Source organism: Paenibacillus sp. 2KB_20 (assembly GCF_052115765.1).
GTDB lineage: Bacteria > Bacillota > Bacilli > Paenibacillales > Paenibacillaceae > Paenibacillus_AQ.
In genome coordinates this window covers 120,944-145,482 of sequence record NZ_JBFRHH010000011.1, presented here as the reverse complement: position 1 = coordinate 145,482, position 24,539 = coordinate 120,944, and the positions used below count along the sequence as shown (strand labels likewise).

Sequence of the window (24,539 nt, the reverse complement as noted above, 5' to 3'; positions counted from 1 at the left end):
GAAAAACTTCATCTAAACGCGGTCTGTCTTCTATGATTCGGAATTCATACACTGGATATATCCGAACTAAAGGGGGGGGCGGCGATCGGTGAGCCCCCTCATTGACACCCCAAAATAGGGTTGCTACAATTTTATGTATATATCTATCGGAATACAAGGGTTAGCAAGGAGGGGACGAACTTGAATCGATCCGGTTCCACAGATCCATTCATACGTAATGAACGCGAAGCCATGATCGCAGCTCGGGCCGATAGGCTTGGAGCGAAATTCGCGGAAAGAGCTCCACGGCACGACTTGGAGGGATCGTTTCCGTTCGAGAATTTTGATGACTTGAAGGAGTCGGGCTATCTGAAGCTGACCGTCCCGGCATCCTTTGGAGGAGAAGAAGCCTCCGTATACGAGATGGTGCTTGCCCAGGAACGACTCGCCAGAGGTGACGGCTCTACGGCGCTGGCGGTCGGTTGGCATATCGGGCAAATACTCCAGCTGCGCCTATCCGAGGCTTGGCCGGAGCCTTTATTTGAGAGACTGTGCAAAGACGTTGTAGCTGAAGGCGTGGTTATTAATGAGCTGGCGAGTGAACCTGCGACAGGGAGTCCCAGCCGGGGCGGAAGGCCGGAGACCACGGCGCGGCGGGTGTTGGGCGGCTGGCGCATTAACGGACGCAAAACCTTCAGCACGTTAAGCCCGATCTTGAAGCAATTTGTGGTTACGGCAGGTATCGAGCATAGCGAGAAGGTCGGTGCGTTCCTCGTGCGCAGCGGGCCCGGGGTTAAGGTCGAGGAAACCTGGAATACGATGGGCATGCGGGCAACGGGAAGCCATGACATGATTCTGGAGGACGTGTTCGTGCCGGAGACGGAAGTGATTCGGGGACTCGATTATGAGAAACCTGAGTTTCCCGTATCGACGGAAGGCATTCTGCTTCACATCCCGGCATGTTATATGGGGATTGCTTATGCCGCACGCAATTTTGCCATCGATTTTGCCCGTCATCATAAACCGAATTCCTTGACGGTCCCCATTGCCGAATTGCCGAATATCCAAAGACATATCGCCCAAATCGAAGTGGATCTGCTTACGGCCCGCAGTTATTTGTATCAAACTGCCGACCGCTGGGACAAGGAAGTGGAGAACCGCGCTGCGCTCAAGCCTGAGCTGGGTCTTGCCAAATATGTCGTGACCAATGCAGCGGTCCGGATTGTCGATCACGCCATGCGGATCGTTGGAGGATTGAGTCTCTCCCGGCAGCTCCCGTTGGAACGAATGTACAGGGATGTCCGGGCGGGTCTTCATAATCCGCCGATGGACGATGTCGTGCTGACGAATCTCGCCCGTCGAGCCATTTCGGAAGTGGAGGAGTAGGGGAACTAAAGCTCGATATGATGGGATGAGGCCATTTCGAGAATAGTTGCTTATTGAATCGTGAAGGAATAACAGACAGGAACCGCTGAAGAGGCTGCCTCCGGCGGTTTTTTTTCGTTGTCTTTTTGATTGGGAATAGCTATAAACCGCGTCCGCGATCCTGGTGAACACGGTATGTTGTGTCTAGCATTCAGCAAACCTTCAGCTTAGCCTAAGCCTGGCATAACGTTCCCCTAAGTTTACTTTCAGATTCCCTCTCTATACTTCAAATTGTAAGACAAACCATAACCCTAAAAGGAGAGATGAAGATGAATCCGATAAGTAAAAAAGTGTTAGTAAGCAGCATGGCAGCAGCGATTGTGCTGGGGGGAGCCGGGTACCTTCAGAACAAGGTTTTTGCAGCGGCGAGCACGGATGCTTCCACCTCGGTATCCGAGGATGGACAGACGGGGACAGACTCATCGGCTGCGGATGCAGTGAAGAACCGAACTGGAAAGTGGATGGATCGTAAAGGTGGACCTCGCTGTGGAAACATCGTCAAAGAGTCGGCCGAGGTCCTTGGGCTCACGGAGGCAGAGATCCGGACGGCGCTTGAAGCGGGCAGCACGTTTGCTGAAATTGCCGAAGGCAAAGGAATGACCCAATCCGTGTTCGTGCAGAGGCTGACCGAGCTGGAAACCTCCAAGATCGATGAGCGCCTGAGTGAAGGCAGTATAACGGAAACTGAAGCAGCCGAATGGAAAGAGGGGCTGAGTGCCCGCCTTACGCAAATGGTAGAGAGCAGCGAAGCCGGTTTTGGAAAAGGTCATGGCAAAGGCGGCCGAGGTTTCGGCCAATTCGGTAATCCGGAGGAAATCGCAGCTTTACTCGGATTGTCGGAGGACGAACTGAAGGCGGAAATGAAGGAAGGGCAATCGCTAGCCGAGATAGCCGCCTCGAAGGGGATTGCAGAGGATCAATTGGTTCAGAAGCTGAAGGATCAAATGACCGAGCCCTTGAAGCAGTGGATTAATGAGAAGCATACAGATGTCGATAAATCCGCAGCGGCTGCAGCGGATACGGAAGAGGAAGCGAACTAACATACTGAATGGGATCGTTTGGGAGACTGGATGATATTCTGTTAAGAATACATTCAGTTTCTTTTTTATTTTGTATGCTGAGGATGGCGGGTATCATTTTTTTCGCGAAAAGTGTTGACCTTAACGTTACGTAAAGGTGTACATTGATGTTGTCAGGAGGTGAAACCATGGAATACACGGTGCAGAAGCTTGGAAAGTTGGCAGGAATAAGTACCCGGACGCTCCGTTATTACGATGAGATTGGCATTCTGAAGCCGGCCAGAATCAACTCGTCAGGATATCGGATTTATGGGCAGGAGGAGGTCGATCAATTGCAGCAGATCTTGTTTTACCGGGAGCTCGGACTTCCATTGGACGGGATCAAAGAGATTATGACCTCACCATCCTTCAACCGGGCCCAGGCGCTCCAGGAACACCATGCGCAGCTCCTAGACAAAAGAAGGCAATTGGATTTGCTGATTACCAATGTGGAGAACACGATCGCCTCCGCCGAAGGGAGAAAGACCATGAGTGACCAAGAGAAATTCGAAGGATTCAAGCAGAAGCTGATTGATGATAATGAGAAGAAATACGGTAAGGAAATTCGCGAGAAGTATGGCGAAGAGACTGTGAATAGATCCAATGCCAAGCTGAAAAACATGACGCAAGCGCAGCATGAGGAAGTAACGCGTCTGGCTGATGAGCTGTACGAGACGCTGGCTGAAGCGTTTAAGCAAGGCGACCCTGCCAGTGAGCTGGCCCAGAAGGCGGCCGATCTTCACAAGCGTTGGCTCACCTATTATTGGAACGATTACAGCAAAGAGGCCCACGCGGGCCTTGCTCAGATGTACGTTGATGATGAGCGCTTTACCGCCCATTACGATGAGAAGCAGCCCGGAACAGCAGTGTTCCTACGGGATGCGATTCTGATCTACACAGGTATGAATCCCTCGTAACAGGGATGAATAGAGGATTATTCATATTTTTTGTAAACGCCCTTCCACTGCGGTTAATCCGCCTCGGAAGGGCTTTTTCATTTGGAATTTCTTGAGCATTTCATGCTAAGTTGTCTTTAGAGCAGAGGAAACTGATGTACGACCTCGTATTTCAGATAGATTTTATTGCGCATTTCACAGAGACTTATTATTTCTCAAGGTTGAGAGAGATAATAAGCATATTCCAATGGTCTACTATAAATTTTGCGTTTTATACTTTTAAGGTCTTTGTATATATTTTTTTGGGGTTTTCCGTTAAGTTCAATAATCCATAACTCTCTTTGCTCGTCTAACACAAAATCGACACTCAATTCTCCCAATGAACCCATATGAATGTCTGCTTCATGTGCGGCCGTTACACTTACCTCATACAGAGATCGGAGGATTTTATTCATTTTCTCCGGCGAAAATAATCGCGGAAGAATTTCTGAAACTTCATAAATGCTTTCACACATACTCGTGTTAAAGTAATGTTCATAAGCCACTCTACATGTAATGATGGAAACCGTCCATTCTCCAAGAATATCTTTTTGAACAAGGACCCGGATATCAAAATACTGATGATCAAATTGACTCATATGGATCCCTTGCTGAACCATGTATTTCGTTAGTCCGAGAAGTTTATCCAATTTTTCCTGAATGCTTTCGTTTTTTCTGCAAATATATCTTGGAGCCAAGCTGTGCAAAGAGATGTGAATATCTCCATTATCCGTTAGTTCAACCCGATACACAGACTTCCCCTTAGATCCGTATAAAGGCTTAATGTATAGTAGTTTATATTTCTCTAATAGTTCTGATACATTCACTTCATTATATAAAAATGTGTCCGGCACATAAGCTTTAAGATCTGACTGTTGTAATAGGTTATAGAGATCCCATTTATTAAAAAAATTGATATTGTTGAAACATTTGTTTCTACCAATCGCCTTCTCTAGTCGTTGAATGGTTATTAATTTTTTGTTAAAACACCGGTTATAGACCACATGAGGAAATGGGAACGAAATTTGTTTCCATATGCCCTTTTTCAGGCTAAGTCCAATAATACGTTGTTCATCCCAAAGAATATCTGCCGGTGTAAAGGCGTAAAGTTTCAGGTTTAGATTGTGATAACGTTCATAAAGCTCCAAAATTCTTTTTCTGCTGTTCCTTTTAGCTACCAGAATACCTATTAAAGGGCCATTCTCCAATCTCATCACTCCCATGACTTCGATATCTCGTATTATCTAATGCCAGCAGAGACATAATGCTATGGGACAAGAGCATAGGTGAACAGAAAATCAGCGATTGTAGTGCTCTATTTGCCTGTTTTTCAGTTGATAGGTATTTGCCGTGTTTACCTTTTTAAGCTTTTAATATGATAAATTACTTTTGATAACAGGGAGATGAGACCATGGGAAGGTGTAATTGTCCACCAGGACCTCCGGGACCTCCAGGACCTCCAGGACCTCCGGGACCTCCAGGACCCCAAGGACCGCAATTGCTTCAAGAACTTGGAGGAGCAATTGCAGCAGCTGGACCCGCAGGACTTGCAGGAGCACTTGGACCAGCTGGATTAGAAGGACTTGTAGGAGCAATTGGCGAAGCTGGACCTGAGGGACTTGCAGGGGCACTTGGACCCGCAGGACTTGCAGGAATCGCAGGAGCAATTGGACCCGCAGGACTTGCAGGGATTGCAGGAGCAATTGGACCCGCAGGACTTGAAGGGATTGCAGGAGCAATTGGACCCGAAGGACTTGCAGGGATTGCAGGAGCAATTGGACCCGCAGGACTTGCAGGGATTGCAGGAGCAATTGGACCCGAAGGACTTGCAGGGATTGCAGGAGCAATTGGACCCGCAGGACTTGCAGGAATTGCAGGAGCAATTGGACCCGAAGGACTTGCAGGGCCAGCAGGACCAGCAGGACCAGCAGGACCAGCAGGACCAGCAGGACCAGCAGGGCCAGCAGGACCAGCAGGACCAGCAGGGCCAGCAGGACCAGCAGGGCCAGCGGGGCCTGCAGGGGCAACGGGTGCAGCAGGGCCAGCAGGACCTGCGGGGGCAACGGGTGCAACAGGTGCAACAGGTGCAGCAGGAGGTGGAGGATTAATTCCATTTTCAACGGGTATCATCCTCGTTGGAGCTGAAGTAGTATCGGCTGCTCCAATTTTAATGGGTTTTGGTAGTAGCACGGTTGAAGTTATTAACGCTTCTGGAGAATCAACTATGCCACCCGAAGCAGGTGGTTTTGCTTTCCCAATTCCCTTTGCAGGTACCGTTCAAGATTTACAAATAAGTGTAGATTTATTGGTTGCTTCTGAGGTTTCTATAAATACTCTCGGTCTTCAATATGATTTTACAGTATTCCGCGCACCGTCAGTTCCTAATAATGGGATTGATCATAGTTCTTCACCTTACGTGACAACTTCGCTGACTAGTTCAGTTAGATTCGGAGCTCCGAATACGGTCATTACACCTGGTAACCCAACCGGTTTCCGTACCGCAACGAATAGAAATGTTGGGGGATCATTGGTGGTCGCTGAGGGTGATCGTATTGGTATTCGTGTAAGGACGCTTGCTGAGACTGATCCCTCGGCAGCTGATATTACCCAACTCTCATTCAGCGCCAGTCTATCTTATACTCCTTTTTAATAAGAGCCTCCTGTATTGTACTCCTCTATTTGTTACAGGGGAGGTAAATGATTCAGGAAGTGAACCGCCACTGCCTTTGTATAATATTTACATCATACAAAGGCAGTAGTCCCCTATGTTACACAATCCATCCTCTGATGCGCATGATATATAATGAATGTGGAATCGTTACGGTTGCAACGTGTTGCAGCTGCTGTAACGATTTTTTTGATTTTATCGTAACATTTGCGGGATCGCCCGTTGTCTAAGTGAGTACCAATGTGGAGAACACGATCGCCTCCGCGGAAGGGAGAAAAATCATCAGTGACCAAAGCAGCCTTCTCATACCGACAAGACCCTTTCCCTGCGCTAAACCCGCGGAGGAGAGGGTCTTTTTTTATAGGGATCCCTTGAAGGATCTTGAGCTGTTCACCCTGCCTAGCTCTTCCACAATTAACCTCTTGTCTCCAAGGGGGGAGTAATGGTTAGATGTAACATGGGCTATTTTTCACAAACCTACACCATGGGTGATGACATATATATAGTGAGGGTAGAGAATGGATCAAATTGTACAGCAGGTAGTTACTATCTTTAACGATTTTCTATGGTCTAAACTGCTTATCGTATTGCTGATAGCGTTTGGCCTGTATTTTACGGTGGGCACCAAGTTCCTGCAGTTTCGCCTGATCGGCGAGATGTTCCGGGTCATCCGCGAACCCAAGAGCAAAACGAAGGGCAGCATTTCCCCGTTTCAGGCGTTTGCCATCAGCATGGCGGCCCGCGTCGGGACCGGGAACATTACCGGCGTTGCCTTGGCTATCTCGCTTGGGGGGCCGGGGGCCGTATTTTGGATGTGGATCATCGCGATCATCGGATCGGCCTCCAGCTTTATTGAGAGCACATTGGCGCAGATTTATAAGGTAAAGGATGGAGCGGGCGGATTCCGCGGAGGTCCCGCCTATTACATGCAGCAAGGATTAAAAAAGCGGTGGATGGGCGTGCTGTTTGCGATCCTGATCACTTTGTCCTTCGGCCTTGTGTTTAATGCGGTTCAATCCAACACGATTACGATTGCTTTCCAGAATTCCTTCGGCATGGATCGTTTAACCCTCGGGATTATCATGGCGGTTGTTTTTGCGGCCATCATCTTTGGCGGGGTGAAGCGAATTGCTAAAATGTCGGAGCTGATCGTCGTGATTCTGGCTGTGCTGTATGTCGGTGCCGCGCTGTTTATCGTATTGGCGAATATCACCAAGCTGCCGGAGGTGTTTGCGCTAATCGTCAAAAGCGCGTTCGGTTATGAGCAGGTCGTTGGCGGATCGATCGGTGCCGCGCTCATGAACGGGATCAAAAGAGGCCTGTTCTCCAACGAAGCCGGCATGGGGAGCGCACCGAACGCTGCGGCGACCGCAACGACAAGCCATCCGGCGAAGCAAGGACTGGTTCAGGCGCTGGGCGTCCTGATCGATACGCTGGTCATATGTACAAGCACGGCATTCATTATTCTGTTTACCGGCGCATACCAGCAGACCGGACTTGATGGAATCGCCCTGACGCAGGCTGCGCTGGCCATGGAGATGGGTGCGTGGGCATCCGACTTTCTGGCGATCATGATTTTCCTGTTTGCGTTCAGTACCTTGATCGGTAACTATTACTACGGGGAAACCAACATCGAATTTTTGAAATCGAATCGGGTTTGGGTATGGATCTATCGGGTTTCCGTGCTGGCCATGGTCATCTTCGGCTCCGTGACCAGCGTGAAGCTGGTGTGGGATTTGGCCGACCTCTTCATGGGATTGATGGTGATCGTGAATCTCATCGCCATCGCGCTGCTTTCCCGAACGGCCTTTGCAGCGCTTCAAGATTACTTGAAGCAGAAGCGGGCTGGCGTGAACCCTGTCTTCACCAAGGACAGCATCAAAGGGCTGCAGGATGTGGAATGCTGGGATGGACACAACACCCCATCCACTGAAGCGAAATAATATAGAATTTTGTGTGATATGGAATCGTTACAGTAGCTGCGTGTTTTTAGCTGCTGTAGCGATTTCTATTTTACCGTAACATTTGCGCGATTAAACCGTTGTCTAAATCATTTTCTTTCTAGTTGGCATACTTTCTTCTCACTGGATGCCGGGATAACGGATCATGAGCAGCAACTGATCGCCGACGTTGAATGGATGACTAACAATATCAAATATAACGGTGTGGATGATGACAAACACCGGCTGGCCTACTTGAAGAAAAATGGAGTTCAAGTTTACGGAGCGACCGTTACGGGACCTGTGCGGGAGCTGGAGAAGCTAAAGGAGGAGCAGGAATTTTGGGAATTCCGTTTGGGCCGCATCGAGGTATGGAATTGGAGTTAAGGCAGCTTGCGCTGCCAACCTTTACATATCATACAAGAAGAGTTGGTGGGTCGCGCTTCCATTTTACCAAGAAACGGTCTCCTTTCGTATTTCTAGCGGAAAGGACGAAACGATTCGTACACGGAGCGTCTCCTAACAGAAAAAGGGGGCTCCCGTCAGATCTAAGATCTTTATGGACACCCCCATTTTGTTAAGAATAAGCAACATTAGATCATTGCTAAGCAATCTTCATAAACTACGTTAAATATTTATCCCGTAGAATATTCAGGTGATGAAGCTCATGCCCAGCTATGACATAGGCGGCTGCCCGGGCGGAGAGCGGGTAATTGTTGAATGTACCTTGACGCAGCAGAGCTTCCTCCGTCAAGCTTCCAACCAGTGTAATGGTAGACTGCCTGACGGCAGCATAATCCTTAAGGGCTTCCCGTAACGGGAGACGGCTGAAAGGAGAATTCTGGACAAAAATCTCCCGGTCGTATCCCGAAAATTCACGGGCATCCCCACGCGCGATGTAGAGAATGCGGTAGTTCCATAAGCGCTCTACATCGGCGATGTGTCCGACCACCTGTTTTAGACTCCATTTCCCTTCCGCATAACGAACATTCGCTTGTTCTTCCGTCAGATCGCTGAGCGATCTCAACGTTTCATCATGCTGCCGCTGCAATACCTCAGCAATATGGCCTTCGGGGACAAGAGAGACGTATTTTTCGGCGAGGAGCAAATATTCATTAGAATCAGGCCTTGTATTCATAACAAGTTCCTCCAGATCAATTAATAAGAGCTTACATATAAAATTATGCAGACAGGTCAAAATCAATGAATGGATCAAGTTGCTTGTGCCCAGATTAGATGGACGATGCCGTTCCAATAGCGCTCCGTCTTCATGATATTCAGTTCCGAGGCATTCGCGATCTGGATCATGTCCCTATTATAATGACAGCCGGATATCCGCCGTGCTGCGGGGTTGATCAGATGTTGCATGGCGCCAAGGAGCCGGTTCGTGCTCATGCCATGCTCCAATAAATAAATGCGGCCGCCGGGTTTGGCCCAGCGGTTGATTTTATTCAAGGCTTTGACCGGATCCTCATAGCCGCATAGCGACAGGGTGGATACAACGCAATCATAGGAACGTTCCGGCAGCTCCAGCGTCTCGATATCCCGTTCCAGGAAACTGGCCCGAATGCCAAGCTCGGAGGCCATCCGCCGCGCACGGCTTAGCATCTCGGGACTGAAATCGACAGCCGTTACGTTCACCTTATCGCGATGATAAAATGGGAAATTCGCGCCGGCGCCAACAGCTACCTCAAGCACGTCACCCTCTACATCCTGAAGCAGCTGCTGTCTCCATTCACCGAGCCTCCGTTGCCTGGTGTTCCTTTCATATATCGCTGCCTGTTTATTGAACTTCCGAATGAGGGATTTCTTATTCACGCGGAATTCTCCGGGCAACGCCGGTTTTGACAGCTGCTTTCACGACAAGCTCCCGAATGGCTTTCACGACGTTCTGGTTGAACACGCTTGGAATAATATACGACGGGTTGCGTTCTTCGTCCGATACGGCGGATGCAATGGCTTCGGCTGCAGCCAGCTTCATCTCCTCATTAATCGTGGTCGCCCTGCAGTCCAAGGCCGCACGGAAAATACCCGGGAAACAGAGGACGTTATTAATCTGGTTCGGATAATCCGAACGTCCGGTTGCAATGACGCCTACAATATCCTCGACCTCTTCCGGTTTAATCTCGGGCGTAGGGTTTGCCATTGCGAATACGATCGGTTGATCGGCCATGGCTTGTACGTCCTCACGGCGGAGCAGGCCGCCGGCAGAGAGGCCGATGAACACGTCGGCACCTTGGATCACTTCACGCAAGGAACCTTCGACTTTATTCGGGTTCGTATGCTCTGCGTACCATTGCCACATACTATTGCTATATGCATGTCCGCCAACCAGTGCACCCTCGCGGTCTACGCCAATGATGTCCTTGACACCGGCTGACAGGAGGATTTTGCTGCATGCTACGCCCGCAGCACCGATTCCACATACCACGACCCTAATGTTATCGATCGATTTCCCGACAATTTTTAACGAATTGATCAGTGCCGCATACAGAACCACCGCCGTGCCGTGCTGGTCATCGTGAAACACGGGAATGTCAAGCTCATCCCGCAGTCGTTGTTCAATCTCGAAGCAGCGCGGTGAGGAGATATCCTCCAGGTTTATGCCGCCAAAAGCCGGAGCCATTGCTTTGATGCAGGCAATAATCTCTTCGGTATCCTGGGTATCCAGGCAGATCGGAAAGGAGTCTACTCCTGCAAACTGTTTGAAGAGCATCGACTTTCCTTCCATGACCGGCATGGCCGCATAAGGACCGATGTTGCCCAAACCGAGTACGGCGCTTCCGTCCGAGATGACGGCCACCGTATTTCTTTTAATTGTAAGCGTAAAGGCTTTTTTCGGGTCTTCTTGGATGGCTGAACATACGCGGGCAACATCTGGCGTATAGACGCGCGACAGGTCATCACGGTTTTGGATTGGGATTTTGGGCTGGGTTTCGATCTTGCCGCCGAGATGCAGCAGGAAGGTACGGTCCGAAACGTTGACGAGCCGGACGCCCTTTAGATTTTTCACTGAATTAGTAATTTTACCGATATCCACGCTGTCCGTAACCGTAATAGTAATATCGCGTACGGTAATGTGGCCGCTCGCCTGAATGACGTCGATGGCGACCATGTCTCCCCCCGCCTCAAATATGGCGGATGCAACTTGACCGAATTTGATTTCTTGTGTATTCATTTCTAGTCTGAGGATAATGCTTTTTCCTCCGAGTCCGTTGTTTTCCATTGCTACCTCCAAATGTTTGATCGATTTCGTCCTTCTGAGTGTATGTAGCTGTGCAAAATGTTAACGTTATCATAGTTCGCTGAGCAGTGGTCAATTTCCTGTTTCATTGGAAAGAAACCGTGATATATATAAGAAGAATTTATTGGAAATGCGAATGCCAGGGAAGTATAATCGAAAGCATCTTATTGTGAAGGAGAGAGCTGCCATGAATGCCAGAATCGAGGAGCTTGAAAAGCGGTTGACGACCCAGCATCATAAGGACCTGTTCCTTCAGATGAAACATACGTTGAAAGCCGTTGATGATTTGGCCGAACAGCACCGGGTCTACCAGGCCGTTCAGGCACTCAGCGGTACACGCATTGTGGGGACGGAGGAACATGTTTATTTCGACACCTTGAATCAGGTCAAGGAACAAATTGTGCATACCTTGGAGCTTACGATTGAGGATTTGGAGCACAAAGGGGATAAACATTATACGAAGCATTTTAAGGACGGCGTGGAATAGGAGTCGTTCTGCCGAACAGAACGGATAAAAAGTTTGGATGAAAGCAAGAATCCACAGGGATTCTTGCTTTTTTATATTTTGTTTTTTTGATTGTTTTCAGCAAATTCAGTGAATTTTCATAACATTTTGCGTTACATATTTATCCAATTTCGTTGAAATGTGTAACAAATCGTTGATTAGTATTATGGGATAAGGCTTCCAGATGCTTTAAAATAATTATAGTACTGGTAAAGCTTGGACGATGATTGTGGAAGATTTCCAAGTTCAGTCAAGTCAGATAGCAACACTTGTCTCAATGGAAGGGAGGTGGCCTGAGCAGCCCAGAGGTTTTGTAAACGCTTTAATTATTAATTTATATTAAAGGAGGAAGAATTGTATGACTTTAAGTTTGCCGAACAAAGCTTGGCTCAAGCATCTAATCATTGCCGGTTCCACGATGTTAGTGATGACCTTATTCATGGTTTTATTTGCAGATAAAGCTTTTGCCCACGGGTATGTCGATTCTCCAGGCAGCCGCGCCATTCTGTGTAAGCAGGGGCAAAATACCGATTGCGGCGCAATCGTGTATGAGCCTCAAAGCTTGGAAGCTCCTAAAGGCTGGCCGAATGCAGGTCCTGCCGATGGCAAAATCGCCAGTGCAGGCGGCGCGTTCCCTAAACTTGACGAGCAATCCGCAACTCGCTGGAGCAAAGTAAGCATTTCCCCGGGAACCACAACGTTCCAATGGCATTTGACAGCCAACCATGTGACGGCAAGCTGGAAATACTACATTACGAAAGACGGCTGGGATCAAAATGCTCCGCTGAGCAGAGCATCGTTTGATCTGACGCCTTTCTGCTCCATTGACTACGGCGGTGTAAAACCTCCGACAAACTATGCGTCCACTTGTAACGTTCCTGCTAAATCCGGTTACCATGTCATTCTGGCGGTATGGGAAGTAGCTGACACACCTAACGCTTTCTATAACGTCATCGACGTGGACTTTGGCGGTGGCGGCGGAACTCCGGATCCAGGCGTACCAGCACCGACAGGACTTACTTCCCCATCCCAAACCAACAGCAGTGTTTCCTTGGCATGGGCAGCTTCCACCGGTGCTTCCAGTTACGAAATTTACCGTAACGGATCTCTTGTGGGTACATCCACAACAACCTCCTATACCAATACGGGGTTAGCCGAAGGAACGTCCTATACGTATACTGTGGTAGCCGTAAGCAGTACGGGCAGCAAATCATCAGCATCCGCCCCGCTTACCGTGTCAACATCCGGAAGCTCAGCGACCTATCCGGCATGGAATGCAACAGCCGTTTACTTAGGTGGCAGCAAAGTCAGCTACAACGGCGTGAACTATGAGGCGAAATGGTGGACTCAAGGCGAAACTCCTGGATCTGCCGATGTTTGGAAAGTCATCCCTTAATCGAATAGTGTGAGAGGATCCGGCGTCATATGACTGCCGGATCTTTTTTTAAGCCACCGAGGAAGGAATGGGAGAGTGGGGTTCATTAATATGTGTAGAGGAAATAGCTCCCGTCGGCTACGCATTGACCCTGGTGACTCTTGGAAGTACCTATCGAAATGTTGTGGGTTCACTGACTGTCGATGTTCTTCATTCGATGATTTCATGGCCTTCGTCAACTTTAACGGACCCTAGTTCCGTTATTTAAGATCATAACCCGATTTTTCACAATGTACCGGACTCCAGATCCGCTATTATGAGAATTACGGGAGCAAATACCGATTAAAACAGCAAATAAGGTTTGCTGGGTCCGCTAAAATTACTAAAAGGGCTGTTTTCTATGAAATAAGGTATTCTGAGTCCGTAAGGAAGTCCTCACACCAAAGAACAAGTTGAGTTTTGAACATATTGAATGATATGACGATCGTATTTTTGGACGTACAGTGAATCTCTGCTTATTGCCCTTTTGGTCTAAGCGGGGGGAATCGAAGTCCGCTCCCCAACTAGTCTTAATGGTAGTAGAAGAGTTATCCTTGAGAGTTAAAGGCAGCATGAGCTTGTTGTCACTTGGATGTTAAACATAGCAGTGGAATAGAAATAAATAAGCTGCCAGCAAGCCGCAGCGTGATCAGGGCACCCCCAGGGGTGCCCTTTGTGTTTTCTGTAAGAAGGATGTTTAGGTATGCCAAGGTACGCAATGGTACGTAAGGTATGCAAAGGTATGCAATAGTATGCCAAGGTATACAAAGAGCGCAAGCCTCAAACCCTGTACACGGTAATGCCTCGTTCCTGAAACGGCTTGATATCCGAGTCGGAAGCCTCAGTGCCGGTGACGAGGGTATGTATGGCGCTGTTGGGAGCGACTGTGTGCAGAGACAGCTTGCCAATCTTGCTGTGGTCGGTGACCACGACAATTTCGCCGGCGGCTTGAATCATATTCTGTTTGGCCGGGACGAGCAGCGCCTCCGGGTGCATGAGGCCATGCTGAGGATGTAAGGCAGGGGTACCAATGAACGCTTTCTCGACATGCAGGGATTTCAGTACATGGTCGGTAAACATGCCGTTTAGCATATAGCTCGAGGGGTACAGCTCCCCGCCGGTCAGAATGACTTTGATACCCGGAGCATCGCGGAGCTCAACAGCAACGTTCATATCGTTCGTAATGACCGTAATGTCCGAGCGGTGCACAAGATGCGTCGCAATATGAAGGGTGGTTGTTCCCGAATCAATGATGATATTCTCCCCGTCTTCCACAAGCGAAGCCGCAAGCTGACCGATGCGTATTTTCTCGTCCCGGTGAAAGTTGGTTCGCTCATTAAAGGATGGCTCGTTATGCGTCCATTGCTCCATGATGACCCCGCCATGTGTGCGCTTCAAAGCGCCTTCCTGTTCAATCTCCGCCAAATCACGGCGAATGGTGGCCGTGTGAACACCGAATTCCGATGCCAGCGCAGCAACCGTTGCTGTTCGGTATTGCCTTACGTAATCAATGATCCTTTTCTTTCGTTCATGTGCCAGCAATCGATAATTTCTCCCTTCCTGAATGGACAATGTGCAGTTTAGGTGCGTTTGTACATACAATGCGCATTTTTGCTCTTTTATGCTTAAGGATTCCATGTCTTATTAGTGTACTCGCATTATGTTAATTCCATGTTAAATCCCTTGATACGAAACGAATTTACAAAATCCGTACGAAGGTCTAACACTCTCCTAATATTGCACATCTACAATCGAATTAAATAAAAATGAACAAAAGTGATCATTACATGTGCATTTGATGCGTACTTATTATCAGGTGCATGTAAGGGATTTCATTTTTATGGATTCATTGATTTTTGCTTGTCATGACAACATCATTACACTTTCGTGAGGGGGATCGCTCTTGGCATCCATTGAATTTGTGAAAGTAAGCAAGTCGTTTGATCGTCAAACTGTTATCCAGGACCTGGATCTTACCATCGAAGACGGAAAATTCACCGTGCTGGTCGGTCCGTCAGGATGTGGAAAAACAACGCTCTTAAGGATGATTGCAGGCATTGACCCTCAAACCTCCGGTTCCGTTCTTATCAATGGCAAGGATGTTACGCGAATTGCACCGGGGAAGCGCGGCGTGGCCATGGTGTTTCAGAATTACGCAATCTACCCAACGATGTCGGTTCGCGAGAATATCGAGTTTGGTCTCGTGAACAACAAGGTTCCCAAAGCAGAACGCACACGTCTGGTGGAGACCATAGGGGCAACCGTGGGACTGAACGATTACTTGGATCGTAAGCCTTCTACCTTGTCTGGCGGACAACGGCAGCGAGTGGCTTTGGCCCGGGCGATGGTTAAGGATCCGTCCGTATTCCTGATGGATGAGCCGCTGTCCAATCTGGATGCCAAGCTGAGGGTTCAGATGCGGATCGAGCTGATTGAACTGCACAAGAAGCTGGGAACGACCTTTGTCTATGTGACCCATGACCAAATCGAGGCGATGTCGATGGCAGATACCATCGTGCTTATGAACAAAGGCGTCATTCAGCAGGAAGCGCCGCCTGAGGTAGTGTACCGCGAGCCTAGCAATCTGTTTGCGGCCCAGTTTATCGGGGTTCCCCCCATGAACATTGCGCCCCTGGGCGACGACCGCATTACATTTGGATTCCGTCCGGAGAGCGTTATGATCGGCACAGAACCGGAGCCGTTTCATTATACGACCAAGGGTGAGATCATCACGCGCGAAATGCTGGGCTCCGAGACAATTTATCAGGTAAGGACGATGGAGGGCCAGGCCTTCATGGTGAAGTGTCAGGATGACAAATTTCATGTCGATCAGGAGGTATATCTCGGCGTGGCGGCGGATAAATTGTTTTTCTTCGGGGCGGATGAGAAGCGGGTCGAAGAGCAGGACATCCGCTATAGGGGGTTTATGGAGCGGCTGAGAGGACTGGCTCATGGATAAGAAGCGGATTTGGGAAGGGATCAGGCCCTATGTGCTAATCGCGCCGGCCATGGCGGGTATCATGCTGTTTGTGATGTATCCGGTAGGTTATCTGATTTACTTAAGCCTGTTCAAATACAACCTGATGAACAAGGACAAGAGCAAGTTTGTCGGACTGGACAATTTCACCCAGATTCTGGGTCGCGGGGATTTCTACAAAGCGTTATGGAACACTTCCATCTATACAGTCGGCGTTGTGATTCTAACCATGCTGCTGTCCCTGTTGATTGCGGTGTGGCTGAACAAGAAGGGCCGTTTCAATTCGGTCGTTCAGGCTGGGATTTTCACACCGCACGTCGTTTCCATTGTATCGATCTCGCTGGTCTGGCTGTGGCTGATGGAGCCGAATCAAGGACTTCTCAATTATCTGTTCAAGCTGGTGGGGCTCCCGCCGTCCGCATGGCTGCAAAGCTCCAAGACCGCATTGATATCCGTCATTATCGTATCGGTCTGGCAGGCCATCGGTTATTACACCCTGATTATCGTGGCGGCCCTGCAGAGCATATCGCCAAGCATTTATGAAGCGGCGGCGCTGGATAATGCCAGTAGGTTCAAGGTGTTTTACAAAATCACATTGCCGATGATTTCGCCGCAGCTGTTTTTTATCCTGATCATCATGACGATCGGTTCCTTCAAAGTATTTGATACCGTTCAGGTGATGACAGGCGGAGGACCGAATAATGCAACGACCACGCTTGTGTATTACATATACGGCTTCCGAACGACCAACATCGGTTATTCGGCTGCGACAGGCGTCGTACTCATGGCCATTATCGGATTGCTTACGTTCATCTATTTCCGGCTGCTGTCCAAGAAGGTCCATTATCAATAAGGCTTTGGCCATGCAGAAAGGAGGCACAGTTTGAAGACCTTTGATTTAAAAATCGTATGGACGGCGCTGGGCTATTTACTGAAGGCCGCAGTGCTCATGATTTTCATCTTTCCGTTTCTGTGGATGATCTCCACATCACTCCAGACATTCCGGGAAACGATGACGTTTCCACCGACGTGGTTTCCGGCCTCGCCGCAATGGGGCAACTTCGCGGAGGCGATGAATGCAGGTCCTTTTCTTACCTATTTCAGGAACTCGGTTGTCGTTACCGGATCCATCATCGTTCTGCAGTTTCTGATCATGATCCCGGCTGCCTATGCATTTGCGAAGTATAAGTTTCCGGGAAAAACGCTGCTGTTCGGCATGATCCTTCTGGCATTCATGATCCCGGGTCAGGTTACGTTCATACCGGTCTATCTGATGATGGCAGATTGGGGATTAGTCAAAACCCTGCTGCCGCAGATCATCCCGTTCATCTCGAATGCCTTCGGCATCTTCCTGCTGAGGCAGTACTTCATGCAGATTCCGGAGGAAATCATTGAAGCGGCCCGTCTTGATAATGCGAGCGAATTCAAAATCATTCGGAAAATCATGGTTCCCATGTCGAAGCCGGCACTTGCGACCATCGCGCTGTTCAGCTTTGTCAGTCACTGGAATGACTATTTCTGGCCGCTCGTCATGACCGATTCAGCTGCCGTCCGGCCGCTGACGCTGGGGATCGCCATGCTAAGGGAGACTGAGGGCATCAGCAACTGGCATATCATCATGGCCGGCAATGTGATGCTGGTGGTGCCCATCCTGCTTGTGTATGTATTCTGCTCGAAGCACATCGTGAAGGCTTTTGTTTATTCAGGCATTAAATAATTACTGGAATAACAGGGTTCGGCAATTCATAATCGAATGATTAATGGAGGAATGAGTCAATATGAAATCCAAATGGTATACACTGCTATCCGTCATTATGCTATTCAGTTTGCTTGCCGCGTGTGGTGGTGGGGGAACTTCCGGTGATACGGGCAAAGCGCCGGGAAGCGGGGGAGCCGAAGCCCCGTCCGGAGACAAAGGGAAAACTACAGTTCAGTTCTGGCACTCGTTGGGAGGCAAGAACGGGGAATACATGGATGCACTCATTCAGCGCTTTAATGCATCCCATGAGGATATCGAAGTGGTAGGCACCTTTCAGGGGAGTTATGACGAGACGGTAACCAAGCTGCAGCAGGCGATAGCCTCCGATACCGGTCCGGATGTCAGCATGCTGGAGCGAGCCTATGTTCAGATGTTCGCAGATTCGGAAGTGCTTGAGGATCTGACGCCTTATCTTGAAGGCTCTGGCATCAGCGCCGATGACTTTACGCCGGGGCTGATGGGACACTCCGTCTTCAATGATCAATTGGTATCGCTGCCGCTGAACCGTTCCACCCCGATTCTGCATGTGAACAAAACATTGCTGGATGAGCAGGGGCTGCAAATTCCGACCACATGGGAGGAGCTGAAGGAGATCGCAAATGCGCTTGTAGTCAAGGAAGGCAGCGAGTATAAGCGATACGGCGTTACGATGCCCTATGACACTTGGTATCCGATTGCCATGATCTCGCAGGCGGGCGGCACTTTCTTCAATGATGACAATACGTCGATCGGTTTCGGGGATAACGGTGTCGGCGCCAAGATGTTCGCTTACCTTAAAGACCTGCAGAGCACAGGCGCCTTGTATTATCCGCCTGCTCAGGATTCCGGCAACATTGTGAACAGCATGTTTGTGGAAGGCAAGGTCGGAATGATGTATCAATCTACGGGATCGATTGGCGGGTTGTCCAGCGCGGTGGATTTCGATTACGTCACAGCGTTCCTGCCTAAGGACGAAGTGTATGCGAATCCGACCGGAGGCGCGAATGTGACGATGCTGTCCTCTTCCAAGAACAAGGAAGCGGCATGGGAATTCATCCGGTGGATGGAGATGGAAGAGGAAGGCGGTCTTGAATTTATTTTGCAATCTGGCTACCTGCCATTCACGAAGAAGATGGTGGAGTCGGAGCAGATCCAAGAGCTGTGGGCCAAAGAACCGAACCGCAAAGTCGCTTATGATCAGCTGGAATTTGCCGTCGATACCAATAAGGACGTGGCATGGCCGGAGATTATGCATGAGTTCTTCTCGGCGATGGAAGCGATCATGTACGACAGCAAGGATATTCCGGCTACGCTGGATACCTTCAAGAAAGAGACGGAACGGATTTTGGCCCAATAACAACTGGTAAAGGAGTGGCAGGACATATGATCGAACGACTACGGGAACCATCCTGTACGATGGTGGCTGCACACCGCGGGTATAAATCAGCTTATCCGGAAAATACGCTACTGGCCTTTCGCAAGGCGCTGGAGTTAGGCGTAGATATGCTGGAGTTTGATCTCCGGCTGACGCGTGATAAGGCAGTGGTGGTTATCCATGACGCAACCGTTCAGCGTACGACGAGTGGTGTTGGCGAGGTGAGGGATCATACGCTTGCGGAACTGAAATCGTTGGATGCGGGCGGCTGGCTCGCTCGGGAGTTTGAAGGATTGAAGATCCCGACGCTTGCGGAGCTATGCGAGCTGCTCCGGGAATATCCCGAAGTTCTGTGCAACGTGGAGATTAAGCCAAGCCCCGATGCTATAGAGGCCGCGGACCTGGCGGTTGATGTGCTGAACCAATACGGGTACCTGCCGCGCTGTGTATTCACCTGTTTCGATGCAGAAGTTCTGACGCATATTCATGATACGCATGGTCTGAAGACACAGGGCTTCCCGGGTGAGAAAATGTCCCGATTTGTCTTCGAGGAGGATGGAACCTACTCCAAGATGTGGGCAATCGGCGTAGAGATGTCGCTGCTTACGCCAGAGCTCGTTGCCCGGTTCCAGGAACAGGGGCTGCTGGTCTGGAGCTATTGCCCGGACGATGAGGAGGGTGTCCGCTATTCGCTGGAATGCGGGGTTACCGGTATGACCTGCAATAACCCCCTTCCGGCGCTGGCGATGATCGGAAAGAAGGGCACGCGGATATGACCTCCATTTTATCGAATATCCGAAGTTTGGCGGCGCATTTACCTGCTAGGCAGCTTTCGAATCTGGACGAAGTGGAGTCGATTCAGATTCAGTCTGGAGCTCTACGCGAGGTCGCGGGTTACCTTGAGACAAAACAGTGGACCTCGGTGGTGATGGTCGTAGACGGCAATACTTATGACAGAGCGGGCCAGCCGCTTGCGAACCTGCTTACGAAATCCTCGATTGAGGTCCAAGTTACCAAGCTTCTTCCTGACCGGAAGGGAGATGTTATCGCGGATGAGGTTTCCCTGATTCAGGTCATACTGGATATCCAGCAAAGCAGGGCGAAGGCGGTGCTTGCGGTAGGTGGGGGAACGATTCACGATATTAGCCGGTACGCTGCTTATACCGCGGGTATCCCATTCATCTCGGTACCCACGGCCGCTTCGGTGGATGGATTTAATTCCAAGGGAGCGCCCATCATTATACGGGGTGAGAAGAAGACGATTCCAGCTATTGGACCGAGCGCGATTTTTGCGGATGTCGATATTCTCATGTCGGCTCCCCCGCAGCTTACCGCGGCCGGGTTCGGGGATATGCTGGGCAAGTACACGTCCCTGTTCGATTGGAAATTCGGCAGCCTGGTGGCTGATGAACCCTATTTGCAAATTTCGGCGGATATTACGCGATCCGCGCTCAACCAATGCGTGAACGGGGTCGAGCAGATTGGGAAGCGAACCGAGGAGGGTGTACGCATCTTAATGGGTGCGCTCGTTGAATCGGGTTTAGCCATGCTGCTGTTCGGTCAATCCCATCCGGCTTCAGGCTCGGAGCATCATCTGTCCCACTATTGGGAGATGGAGTCTATCCGGCTAGGGGAGAAGCAGCTGCTGCACGGAGCCAAGGTGGGTGCCGCTTGCGTGGAAATCTCGAAGCTGTATCACCGTCTTGGGGAACAGGGGCTTGAGATGTACAGAAGCGCCTCCGTAGGTGCGAATGACACTGCACTTCGGATCACGCAGCATTGGAACGAAATCCGGTCGCAAATAATGCAAATCCCGGAACCGGTAGAGCTGGCCGATCTGATGCGCTCGGTTGGCGGACCAGCCGGGGTATCGGAGCTTCCGATCAAGAGCGAATTGCTGAAGCGGAGCCTGAGTGAAGCCCACAAGGTTCGAAACAGTCGGTACACGCTGCTCCATGCCTATAATGAACAGGGATCCCTATTCGTAAACTAAGAGACCATATGCAATGAAATAAAGCTGTTCCCTAAATGCAGATTATTCTGCTTAATAGGGAACAGCCTTATTTGCTTTTATCCAGCTGAGATTTTATTCGGACTGGTCTTCCGAAGATGGCCAGCCGCCCCAAAGACTGACGGTGTTGCCGTCAGGATCGGTAAAGCTGAAGCTGTAGCCGCCGTCCGGTATGTATCTTATATCGCTGACGGTTACCTTTTTATCCTGAAGATGCCGGTATACCTCATGAATTTCGTTTACCTGCAATTGGATTATGGATTGCAGATTCCCTTGCGTATCCGTAAATTCCAGGCGAGGTACGTCTTCCGTCTGCACCAAGCCGAATCCGACGTCGCCAATGCACAGCCAGGCCGCAGGATCGCCCGGGGTAAACGGGAAGGTCAGCGTGACGCCGAGCACCTCCTGGTACCATTTGAGCGATCGTTCTACATTTTTTACGGGCCATTGAATGACGGCTATCCGGTGCGGGATTGTTGCCATTGGTCATACACTCCTTTCAGATGATTTTATCCAGATTGGATATCGCTTGATTGCGATTTCACTTATTTAACGGAAGAAGAGGGTGCAAAAGAAACGGGACTTAAAAAAATATTTGTCGTAAAGGTAAGCAAATGTCCGTCCGGATCACGGAAGGTGAAGGACAGCGTCTCACCTGAACGCTGAACATCGCGAGCATGATGGACCTTGATCAGCGATTCTTGCACGATATCCTCAGCGTTCCACTTGGAGCCGAATGCAAGCTGCATGCAATAGCTCCTAAGGTCGGGTAATAGCTGGGTTATGCTTTCGTTGAATGGAGATGTCACAAGCGGTTCATTCCTCCTCCGGGTGCTGATACATTCCATATAAACTCAAGAAATTCCTGCAATATGTTGGAAGGGACTAGAGATATGTGAAAAAAAATATGTTTTTTAAGCCTTTTGAACTAGATGAATTCCTAAACATTTCGCTTTCCCACGTTAATGTCGAATTATGTAAAATGTCTCATTAACCTCTCAAAAAACGAACATACCCTACCGATAACTAATAAAGTGGAGTCTTATTTCACCATTTTATACCATAATTTTTCGACGTAATTTGTTCATTTTTGTTTGTAGAGAGAAAGTCCTTACAGAAAAAAGAGCACTTGCAAAAAATTTGGGCGAATGATCGGATAGGACCCAAGCACTATTTTGGGGGAGGGTTTACAGCATGCTTAAGAGTCTCAAGCAAAAAATGATTACAATGATTTGTTTGCTCTTGCTCGTCAGTCTTGGATCCGTCTTTGCCGTAACTTACAGTCGGTCGTCTGACCTGCTGCAGGAGAGCTTAGACAAGGAAGCACAGCTTAGCGCGGAGAAGCTGGCGCTTCAGATCGACCAATTTCTGGACGTGGAAATTGCCAAGGTTGAAAGCGTGGGCAAATTCGTTACAGGGAATAAAGAGCAAGATTTGCAATTGATACAAGCGGCGCAGGAAGTGAACCCGGAATTTGAAACTTTTTTCTTCTCGTATGATTTGACAGGGAAGAATGTCATTAACTTTCTGGGCGAAGTGACCGACGTATCCGATCGCGTTCACTATCAGGAGGCCGGGAAGGGCGAAGGCAAGCTGGTTGTATCGGAGCCCGTGCTTTCCAAGCGTACGGGCAACAACATCGTAACGATGATCATTCCGCTGATGAAGGGCGGGAAACAGTACGGCTACATGGGCTCTACCCTTCCGATCAACGAGGTGCAGAAAAAGGTATCCTCCCAAACCTTCGGAGATACCGGATACGCTTTTCTTCTAAGCAAAGCGGGGACGTTCATGTGGCATCCATCAGAGGAATTCGTCCTTCAAAAGAAGGTCGAAGATGTGGAAAGCGCGGAATTATCGCAAGCTTTTGACAAGGTGCGTCAAGGAGAGATGGGACAATTCGAATATATTCTGGATAATGTCGAATACACGGCAGCCTTCGCTTCATCCAATTTGAATTGGGGAATATTCGTAACGGCACCGACCAAGGAGCTGAATGCTCCGATCACGGAGATGTCGGTCACGTTAGTCATTATATCGGTAGCGGCTCTATTCGTTTCTGCCGGTGCTGCGGTCTGGTTTACGGCACAGATTGTTCGGCCGATCCGCAGACTTAATACGGCTGTTAAAGAAGTTGCAGCAGGCGATTTAACCAAAACCATCCAGGTTGAGGGTAAGGATGAGGTTGCGGTCCTATCCAACGATTTTAACCAGACGGTTTCACATCTGAAGCATCTGGTCGTCGGGGTGAACGATTCTTCCCGCCAAGTTATGTCGGTTACGGAAATCGTTTCGAGCGGGGTAGAGACGGCTATGGACAGCGTGGATCGTATCGGCTCTTCCATTCGTCAAATTGCAAGCGGCGCGAATGCTCACGCCTCAAGCTCCAACGAAATCGCAGTATCCATGAGTGACATGGCCAGCGGGATCGTCAAAATTGCCGAAACGTCCTCCATGGTGTCCGAAGCTGCACAGGAAGCGGCAAGTCAAGCAGAGACCGGATCGGTTGTCGTTGAACAAGCCGTGAAGCAGATCGGCAACATCGGGGCGGGCACAACCAAGGTCGGAACGGCGATTGAGCGCTTGAATGAGCGTTCTTCCGAAATCGAGCAGATTCTGAGCTTCATCACGGAAGTGACCTCCCGGATTCGCTTGCTGTCCTTGAATGCTTCCATCGAAGCAGCCAGAGCTGGCGAGCATGGACGCGGATTTGCAGTCGTAGCTGAGGAAGTTAAGAAACTGGCCGGACAGTCCGAGGTATCGACCGATCAGATCGCGAAGCTGATTACAGAAATACGCGAGGACACGATTAACGCCGTACAGGTCATGGACGTCAGCCGGAAGGATGTACAGGATGGAATTGCGCTGATTAAAGAGGTGCGCGAGAAATTCGATAACATTCTGAGTGCGACACGCAACGTGGCTGATCACATTCTGGAGGTATCGGCTGCTTCCGAGGAAATGTCGGCGGGATCCGAACAGGTCAGCGCTTCGGTGGAAGAGCTGAAATCCATCGCCGAACTGACTTCAAGCGACGCACAGAATGTGACCGCCGCTGTGGAAGATCAAATCTTAACCATCCAGGAAATTTCGAACTCCGTTAGACAGCTGGAAACGGTGGCCCAGGAGCTTAGCAAAGAGCTTGGCAAATTCAGTCTGTAGCATTCCCTAAATCTTATCGACCGCACGTATGTGTACTGAGAGGGGGGATGCCTGGAAGGAATGAGGATCGAGCAGTACGTGTAAGGAAGGAAGTAAGAGACAGTAAGC

24 protein-coding genes are annotated in these 24,539 nt (G+C 49.6%); 17 read left to right on the top strand and 7 right to left on the bottom strand.

Annotation, left to right across the window (positions count from 1 at the left end):
* Positions 1–180 precede the first annotated feature (180 nt).
* From AB4124_RS25940 to AB4124_RS25930, 3 genes are all read left to right on the top strand, one after another.
* The gene (locus tag AB4124_RS25940; RefSeq protein ID WP_441974622.1) at positions 181–1,365 is read left to right on the top strand and encodes an acyl-CoA dehydrogenase family protein; all 1,185 of its coding nucleotides are present in this window, start codon (positions 181–183) and stop codon (positions 1,363–1,365) included.
* Positions 1,366–1,673: 308 nt separating this feature from the next.
* On the top strand, positions 1,674–2,444 hold the full coding sequence (locus tag AB4124_RS25935; protein ID WP_441974621.1) for a hypothetical protein: 771 nt from the start codon (positions 1,674–1,676) through the stop codon (positions 2,442–2,444).
* Between the two features lie 167 nt (positions 2,445–2,611).
* The gene (locus tag AB4124_RS25930) at positions 2,612–3,379 is read left to right on the top strand and encodes a MerR family transcriptional regulator (protein WP_441974620.1); all 768 of its coding nucleotides are present in this window, start codon (positions 2,612–2,614) and stop codon (positions 3,377–3,379) included.
* 194 nt (positions 3,380–3,573) lie between these two features.
* On the opposite strand, the gene AB4124_RS25925 is transcribed toward AB4124_RS25930, so the two are convergent.
* Entirely contained in the window at positions 3,574–4,620 is a 1,047-nt protein-coding gene (locus AB4124_RS25925) for a YheC/YheD family endospore coat-associated protein (protein WP_441974619.1), read from the bottom strand.
* 180 nt (positions 4,621–4,800) lie between these two features.
* Here AB4124_RS25925 and AB4124_RS25920 point away from each other — a divergent pair, with 180 nt between their 5' ends.
* The 5 genes from AB4124_RS25920 to AB4124_RS25900 all read left to right on the top strand — a co-directional run bounded on the left by AB4124_RS25920 (position 4,801) and on the right by AB4124_RS25900 (position 8,392).
* On the top strand, positions 4,801–4,974 hold the full coding sequence (locus AB4124_RS25920) for a hypothetical protein (RefSeq protein ID WP_441974618.1): 174 nt from the start codon (positions 4,801–4,803) through the stop codon (positions 4,972–4,974).
* An 18-nt stretch (positions 4,975–4,992) separates the two neighbouring features.
* Positions 4,993–5,505 carry a hypothetical protein gene (locus tag AB4124_RS25915; RefSeq protein WP_441974617.1) on the top strand — a complete coding sequence of 171 codons (513 nt, stop codon included), beginning with the start codon at positions 4,993–4,995 and terminating at the stop codon, positions 5,503–5,505.
* A 116-nt stretch (positions 5,506–5,621) separates the two neighbouring features.
* The gene (locus AB4124_RS25910) at positions 5,622–6,047 is read left to right on the top strand and encodes a hypothetical protein (RefSeq protein WP_053490059.1); all 426 of its coding nucleotides are present in this window, start codon (positions 5,622–5,624) and stop codon (positions 6,045–6,047) included.
* Positions 6,048–6,583: 536 nt separating this feature from the next.
* Positions 6,584–8,008, top strand: a complete 1,425-nt coding sequence (locus AB4124_RS25905; protein ID WP_441974616.1) for an alanine/glycine:cation symporter family protein — start codon at positions 6,584–6,586, stop codon at positions 8,006–8,008.
* 195 nt (positions 8,009–8,203) lie between these two features.
* Positions 8,204–8,392, top strand: coding sequence for an anti sigma factor C-terminal domain-containing protein (locus AB4124_RS25900; RefSeq protein ID WP_256720819.1), 189 nt, complete (start codon positions 8,204–8,206; stop codon positions 8,390–8,392).
* A gap of 235 nt (positions 8,393–8,627) precedes the next feature.
* Here the strand turns inward: AB4124_RS25900 and AB4124_RS25895 are convergent, their stop codons facing one another.
* The 3 genes from AB4124_RS25895 to AB4124_RS25885 all read right to left on the bottom strand — a co-directional run bounded on the left by AB4124_RS25895 (position 8,628) and on the right by AB4124_RS25885 (position 11,231).
* Complete coding sequence (locus tag AB4124_RS25895) at positions 8,628–9,143, bottom strand: DinB family protein (protein WP_441974615.1); 516 nt, start codon at positions 9,141–9,143, stop codon at positions 8,628–8,630.
* A 74-nt stretch (positions 9,144–9,217) separates the two neighbouring features.
* Complete coding sequence (locus AB4124_RS25890) at positions 9,218–9,823, bottom strand: class I SAM-dependent methyltransferase (RefSeq protein WP_076325954.1); 606 nt, start codon at positions 9,821–9,823, stop codon at positions 9,218–9,220.
* Positions 9,816–11,231 (bottom strand): NAD-dependent malic enzyme, encoded by a 1,416-nt coding sequence (locus tag AB4124_RS25885; protein WP_379414442.1) that lies wholly within the window; start codon positions 11,229–11,231, stop codon positions 9,816–9,818. The genes AB4124_RS25890 and AB4124_RS25885 overlap by 8 nt, the downstream gene beginning before the upstream one ends.
* 205 nt (positions 11,232–11,436) lie before the next feature.
* On the opposite strand from AB4124_RS25885, the gene AB4124_RS25880 reads away from it, so the two are divergent.
* Both AB4124_RS25880 and AB4124_RS25875 read left to right on the top strand, forming a co-directional pair.
* On the top strand, positions 11,437–11,736 hold the full coding sequence (locus AB4124_RS25880; protein ID WP_076325952.1) for a hypothetical protein: 300 nt from the start codon (positions 11,437–11,439) through the stop codon (positions 11,734–11,736).
* A 376-nt stretch (positions 11,737–12,112) separates the two neighbouring features.
* Positions 12,113–13,150, top strand: coding sequence for a lytic polysaccharide monooxygenase (locus tag AB4124_RS25875; RefSeq protein ID WP_430180974.1), 1,038 nt, complete (start codon positions 12,113–12,115; stop codon positions 13,148–13,150).
* A gap of 798 nt (positions 13,151–13,948) precedes the next feature.
* Here AB4124_RS25875 and AB4124_RS25870 read toward each other — a convergent pair.
* Positions 13,949–14,710, bottom strand: a complete 762-nt coding sequence (locus AB4124_RS25870; RefSeq protein WP_071221931.1) for a DeoR/GlpR family DNA-binding transcription regulator — start codon at positions 14,708–14,710, stop codon at positions 13,949–13,951.
* A 361-nt stretch (positions 14,711–15,071) separates the two neighbouring features.
* On the opposite strand from AB4124_RS25870, the gene AB4124_RS25865 reads away from it, so the two are divergent.
* The 6 genes from AB4124_RS25865 (at position 15,072) to AB4124_RS25840 (ending at position 21,251) form a co-directional block, all read left to right on the top strand.
* The gene (locus AB4124_RS25865; protein ID WP_441974614.1) at positions 15,072–16,127 is read left to right on the top strand and encodes an ABC transporter ATP-binding protein; all 1,056 of its coding nucleotides are present in this window, start codon (positions 15,072–15,074) and stop codon (positions 16,125–16,127) included.
* Positions 16,120–16,998, top strand: coding sequence for a carbohydrate ABC transporter permease (locus AB4124_RS25860; protein ID WP_213647855.1), 879 nt, complete (start codon positions 16,120–16,122; stop codon positions 16,996–16,998). Before AB4124_RS25865 ends, AB4124_RS25860 begins: the two co-directional genes overlap by 8 nt.
* Positions 16,999–17,028: 30 nt before the next feature.
* Complete coding sequence (locus AB4124_RS25855; protein WP_076325948.1) at positions 17,029–17,862, top strand: carbohydrate ABC transporter permease; 834 nt, start codon at positions 17,029–17,031, stop codon at positions 17,860–17,862.
* Between the two features lie 61 nt (positions 17,863–17,923).
* Entirely contained in the window at positions 17,924–19,240 is a 1,317-nt protein-coding gene (locus AB4124_RS25850) for an ABC transporter substrate-binding protein (RefSeq protein ID WP_441974613.1), read from the top strand.
* Between the two features lie 26 nt (positions 19,241–19,266).
* Entirely contained in the window at positions 19,267–20,034 is a 768-nt protein-coding gene (locus AB4124_RS25845) for a glycerophosphodiester phosphodiesterase family protein (RefSeq protein WP_441974612.1), read from the top strand.
* The gene (locus AB4124_RS25840; protein WP_441974611.1) at positions 20,031–21,251 is read left to right on the top strand and encodes a sn-glycerol-1-phosphate dehydrogenase; all 1,221 of its coding nucleotides are present in this window, start codon (positions 20,031–20,033) and stop codon (positions 21,249–21,251) included. The genes AB4124_RS25845 and AB4124_RS25840 overlap by 4 nt, the downstream gene beginning before the upstream one ends.
* A 93-nt stretch (positions 21,252–21,344) precedes the next feature.
* On the opposite strand, the gene AB4124_RS25835 is transcribed toward AB4124_RS25840, so the two are convergent.
* Positions 21,345–21,752 carry a VOC family protein gene (locus AB4124_RS25835; RefSeq protein ID WP_441974610.1) on the bottom strand — a complete coding sequence of 136 codons (408 nt, stop codon included), beginning with the start codon at positions 21,750–21,752 and terminating at the stop codon, positions 21,345–21,347.
* A gap of 62 nt (positions 21,753–21,814) precedes the next feature.
* A complete protein-coding gene (locus AB4124_RS25830; protein ID WP_441974609.1) occupies positions 21,815–22,117 on the bottom strand; it encodes a sigma factor in 303 nt (100 codons plus the stop codon).
* Positions 22,118–22,463: 346 nt separating this feature from the next.
* Here AB4124_RS25830 and AB4124_RS25825 point away from each other — a divergent pair, with 346 nt between their 5' ends.
* Positions 22,464–24,431: a methyl-accepting chemotaxis protein gene (locus AB4124_RS25825; RefSeq protein ID WP_441974608.1), complete on the top strand. Its 1,968-nt coding sequence runs from the start codon at positions 22,464–22,466 to the stop codon at positions 24,429–24,431.
* The last annotated feature ends 108 nt before the right edge of the window (positions 24,432–24,539 follow it).